The following is a 4,771-nucleotide window of genomic DNA, read 5'->3' on the forward strand; positions in this document are numbered from 1 at the left end:
AATTAAATCAGTATTTGATATCGCCCTCAAAAATAAAATCATTGAAAGTAATATCTTTGAAAGCTTTGGTACATTAACCGTTTCTGACTCAGAAGTTGATCCATTTACCAGATCAGAACTTGCTAAAATCATCAATCATAAGACAGAGCGCGATAGTGAAAAAAACATGACTCTTATAGATGCCACTACGGGCTTAAGGTGCAGTGAATTGGTAGCTCTAACTTGGGATAATGTTGATTTTGATAGGAAGATTATTCGCGTAAGAATCGCTAATGTTGATAAAGTTTTTAAAGTCCCTAAAACAAAAGGCTCAATAAGAGATATTGAAATCAGTGACATCACCGTGGCATTACTACGGAAGCAATATGAAATAACGGGTCAACGTCATAGAGAGAACATTGACGTCCTGCAAGATGACACGAAAACATTTAAGAGAATGTCAGTACAATTTGTATTCATAAATACATTAACAAATGAACGCTTTATCGACATTAAACAGTTCCAAAAATCGTTCTTTACAGATCTATTAAAGACATTAGGTATTAGGCATCGCGGACCAAGTCAACTGCGTCATACATACGCGAGCCAAGCATTAAGCGCGGGCATCAGCAAAGAATGGATAGCTAAGCAGATGGGGCATACAAGTACCCAGATGGTAACCAAACATTACGCCCGCTGGATCAAAGAAGATACTCCCGATTTTGCTCGTCGTAGTGATGCACACATGTCAGATTTATTTCCTGACGTGTATGTTAAGTCTGAACACTCAAGTAGTGAAATGCCACAGGAGTTAGTTCATTTAGTTCAGAAGTTATATGCAAAACCTGAACTAGTCGCAGTTCTTAAAGCTATCCAATGACAAGTTGGTTGTAACATCTAGATGCCCATTTGTTGGGCATTTTTTATTGTAAGCAGAAAAATGTCACGAATGGTCCATGTTGGATCACGAAACATATAAAACATTTTGCATGTTTGAACCATGTAGATATATTGAGATTTTACACACTAGCACTTTAGTTACATGTACTTAACTAAACTTTGCTTAAAATGGTTCTGCTATATCTGATACAGGAGATTCGATGTTGCCCCCTTCTTTCGATGCAACTCCGTCATTACTTGGATACCTCTATCAATTAAGGTATGGCTTACTTGTAGCACTAGAAAAGTCAATAGAACTCAACGATATAGATGATTGTACGATCACAATAGAAACCATAGATGATTTATCAGTGGAAGAAAATGCTATATCTTCCGAGCTTATCCAAACAAAGCATCATATATCCAAAGGTAATCTGACTGATAAGAGTACTGATATTTGGCGGACATTGAGAGTATGGTGTGAAAAAGTATCTAATCAGATAACTTTTCTTGAACGTTTTCCAGTCTTAACTCTTCTTACAACTGAAACAGCCGTTGACGGGTCACTTGCTGCCCTATTATCTCCAATTCAGTCGATGAGAGATGAAATGGCAGCACTAAAGCTAATGCGAGAAATTGCTGAGTGTGGAGGCAATAAATCAAATGCAGATGCGTATTCGGCATTTTTAAATTTAGATACTGAGCAACAACACCGCCTAGTCTCTTGTATATATGTATCTTCAGATGCTCCAAATATCGCTGATGTTGAAAATCGTATATCAAACCATTTGCGTTTAGCTGTACCATTAACCAGTTTACAAGCATTTACCTCTAGAGTTGAGGGTATTTGGTTTAAATGGGCTATTGAAGCCATGATTAAGAAAGGCCCGAATTCAATAAATCTCTCAGAATTAATAATCACACTTGAGTCTATGAGCAAAGAATACTCAGCAGATAACTTACCTGCGGAATATGAAGATATAAGTACTGATGAGTTCATTAATACAGAAAAAGGGAAGCTGTACATTCAGCAGTTGGAGAAGCTAAATGCAACGGAGCGTACGCTTAAAACAGCTATTAAAAACTGTGTTAAAGCAAAGCGTCAACGATCAAGTTGGCACAGGCAAGGGCTTCTATTCCCAGGGGAATTATTAAAGTATGAAAACAGGATAATTGAAGAGTGGGAGATGCATTTTGACCATATTCAAATTGTTCAAAGTAGTTTGCCTATGGATAAACAAGGGCTTGCAATATATACCGAATGCCAAACATCAGGCCTAAAGAAAATAAGGCCAAATTTTGACAGTGATTATGTAGCAAGAGGGACGTACCATATATTAGCTGATGAAGTTCGCATCGGTTGGCATCCTCAATTTGAACAAATCTTCATCCTCCCTAACGGTGCAGATAAGAGGCATAAATGAGCTATCATAAAACCTTATCTCAAGACGAAAGTGCCCTGTATAACCCTGCTTATATTGGATTTCTTTTATACTCGACGATTAGAGAGTATGAAAAGTGTTCAGGAAAAGGGCTTAGTTCTAACTTGGCATTCTTAGTAATTCCATTGTCTGCAAATAGTATTTTTTCATCAAAATTGCCAAGTTCTGTCACTACATCTTTAGACAAATGGGTAGGACAAAATGATGGCTACATATCTATATTTCCAGGGCTGGTAAAAGGATTTGTACCAACCGTTATAGACGCTATTGATTTTCTCATCATGGCAGGGGCTATTGAGATTGATAGTGAATGTAGGCTGTCGACTATTGGAGTTACTCTTCCTAGCTCTCCTGCACTATTTGAAAAAAGTAAAGATATGAAAGAAAGCTTGAGAGCTGCACGTCTTCTTGGAAGATGGCTAAGCCAGATAGACTCAGATGCTACTATTTATGCCAAATTAGGAGTAAGACCATAGATGCAAATAAAAAGTATCAGTGTATATAGTAAATATGGCGAAAGAAATGATGTTAACTTCAGTACTGGCTCACTAAATATACTTACGGGAGCATCGAAAAGGGGTAAGTCTCAACTCATTGAAATTATAGACTACTGCTTAGGCCGAAGTGAATGTAATGTGGCAGATGGATTGATTACCGAAGTAGTTTCTTGGTATTCGGTTTTACTTCAGTTAAAGGACAGCCAAGTATTTATTGCTAGAAAGGCACCAGAAGAAGGTATGAAATCCAGCTCAACTTGTGATTTGAGAGTATCTCAAATAATTGAGTTACCTTCTTTCGATGATTTGAAACATTCAACAAATACTTCAGGAATAGAAGACTTTTTATCGAGAAAACTAGGTATTTCAGAGTACCTAACTCAAATTCCTGAAGGAAATACACGTTCAAGTATATCAATATCGTTTAAGCATACGAAGTCATTTTTATTTCAAGCTCAAGAAGAGTTAGCGTCTAAACGAATATTATTTCATCGACAATCCGAACCATTTATTCCGCAAGTAATTAAAGATACTTTACCGTATTTTATAGGTGCAACGAATGAAGACCATCTTAAAGATCTTGATAAACTGAGGAAATTGAGACAAGAACGTAGCCAGCTAAGAAAAAAAATTCGAGAGATAGATCAACTTAAAGGTGAAGGTCTTCAAAAAGGAAGAGTTTTGCTATCAGAAGCTATAGCTCATGGACTTGCCGAAGCCGATATTCAAGTCTCTGACGTCAATTTAGTTTCAGCTCTTACTAAGGTGACAAACTTAGATATAAATTCCTCTGATCCTAAGCCGTTTAACGAAAACCCATTAAGAAAATTGGAAAAAGAGCGAGACGATCTACTTGAGCTTAAGAAGGTTGTAAGAGCAAAGATGGATTCGATTGAATCTTATAAAGCAAATCTTGGGTCAATTGGAGATGAATACCGGGAACAGTCACTAAGGCTACAGTCGATTAATCTGTTCAAAAAACTCAAGCCTGAACAACCTGATGTAGAAAATTGGCTAAGTGAAGTTAAGAATGCGATTGCTGACAATGCGACTAGGCTAGATAAAGATCTTGAAGGGTTAAAACGAACGGAACCGAGGCTAAACAACGCCATTAAAGATCTTTGTGATGAAGATGACGCATTGGCTAAAAAGCTTAAACTTGTTAGAAATTCAATAGACACTCTTCTGAAAGAGCGAGGAAAATTATCAGCTAGACGCTCGCTAGAACAGAAAAAATCATGGGTAATGGGACGGATTTCTTTGTATTTAGAAAGCCTCGGCTCAGAGGAAAATTCGGAATACCTGAAGAAAAGTATCGAAAGATTAGAACCTCAAATCGAACATTTGGAACGGAAAGTTAGTCCAAACGAAGTTAAACTAAAGTTGGAGTCCCAACTCAGTTGTATCGCAGATGATATGACCAAGTGGGCAAGAGCTTTAGGCCTAGAACACAGCCAACATCCAATAAGGTTAGATCCTAAAGACCTTACGGTAGTTGCTGAAACCGCTAAAGGGCGGACTCCTCTTTATAGAATGGGAAGTGGAGCCAACTGGGTTGGCTATCATTTAGTAACATACATAGCTTTAGCTAAATGGTTCATAGAACAAGAAAGACCTGTCCCGAACTTCGTTTTTTTTGATCAACCAACCCAAGTATTCTTCCCATCAGATATGAAAGGTGTTGGCAGTATATCCGATATTGAAAAAGACGAAGATCGTGAAGCTGTAGTAAAAATGTTTAAATGGCTTACAGAAGTATCAAGAGAACTAGCACCACATTTGCAAATAATAGTGACGGATCATGCAGATATTGATGAGGATTGGTTCCAAGAGTGTACTGTAAAACCAAAATGGAGGGGGCAGAATGCTTTGATTCCTCATGAATGGGTATCTAGATACTCTGAAGAAATATAGTTACCTTTAAAAGTCAATTAGGTGTATTGAATTAACGAGGAATATTGTTTTAGTTAAGCC

The 4,771-nt window shown here is 37.4% G+C and carries 4 protein-coding genes; all 4 read left to right on the top strand.

What is annotated here, in order from left to right; all coding sequences use genetic code 11:
* Positions 1-859, top strand: an 859-nt coding sequence (locus AACT21_RS06685; RefSeq protein WP_176430234.1) for a site-specific integrase, incomplete at its 5' end; no start/stop codon positions are given.
* A gap of 220 nt (positions 860-1,079) precedes the next feature.
* The gene (locus AACT21_RS06690) at positions 1,080-2,282 is read left to right on the top strand and encodes an ABC-three component system protein (protein WP_094164405.1); all 1,203 of its coding nucleotides are present in this window, start codon (positions 1,080-1,082) and stop codon (positions 2,280-2,282) included.
* Entirely contained in the window at positions 2,279-2,776 is a 498-nt protein-coding gene (locus AACT21_RS06695; protein WP_094164406.1) for a three component ABC system middle component, read from the top strand. Before AACT21_RS06690 ends, AACT21_RS06695 begins: the two co-directional genes overlap by 4 nt.
* Complete coding sequence (locus AACT21_RS06700) at positions 2,777-4,711, top strand: DUF3732 domain-containing protein (RefSeq protein ID WP_094164407.1); 1,935 nt, start codon at positions 2,777-2,779, stop codon at positions 4,709-4,711.
* Positions 4,712-4,771: the final 60 nt, after the last annotated feature.

The organism is Vibrio sp. V08_P9A1T1, assembly GCF_963874405.1.
Classification (GTDB): Bacteria; Pseudomonadota; Gammaproteobacteria; order Enterobacterales; family Vibrionaceae; genus Vibrio; species Vibrio anguillarum.

Excerpts from the sequence above, each read along its gene's own strand:
- AACT21_RS06695 (WP_094164406.1), top strand. The coding sequence starts at position 2,279 with ATGAGCTATCATAAAACCTTATCTCAAGACGAAAGTGCCCTGTATAAC.
- AACT21_RS06700 (WP_094164407.1), top strand. The coding sequence starts at position 2,777 with ATGCAAATAAAAAGTATCAGTGTATATAGTAAATATGGCGAAAGAAAT.
- AACT21_RS06690 (WP_094164405.1), top strand. The coding sequence starts at position 1,080 with ATGTTGCCCCCTTCTTTCGATGCAACTCCGTCATTACTTGGATACCTC.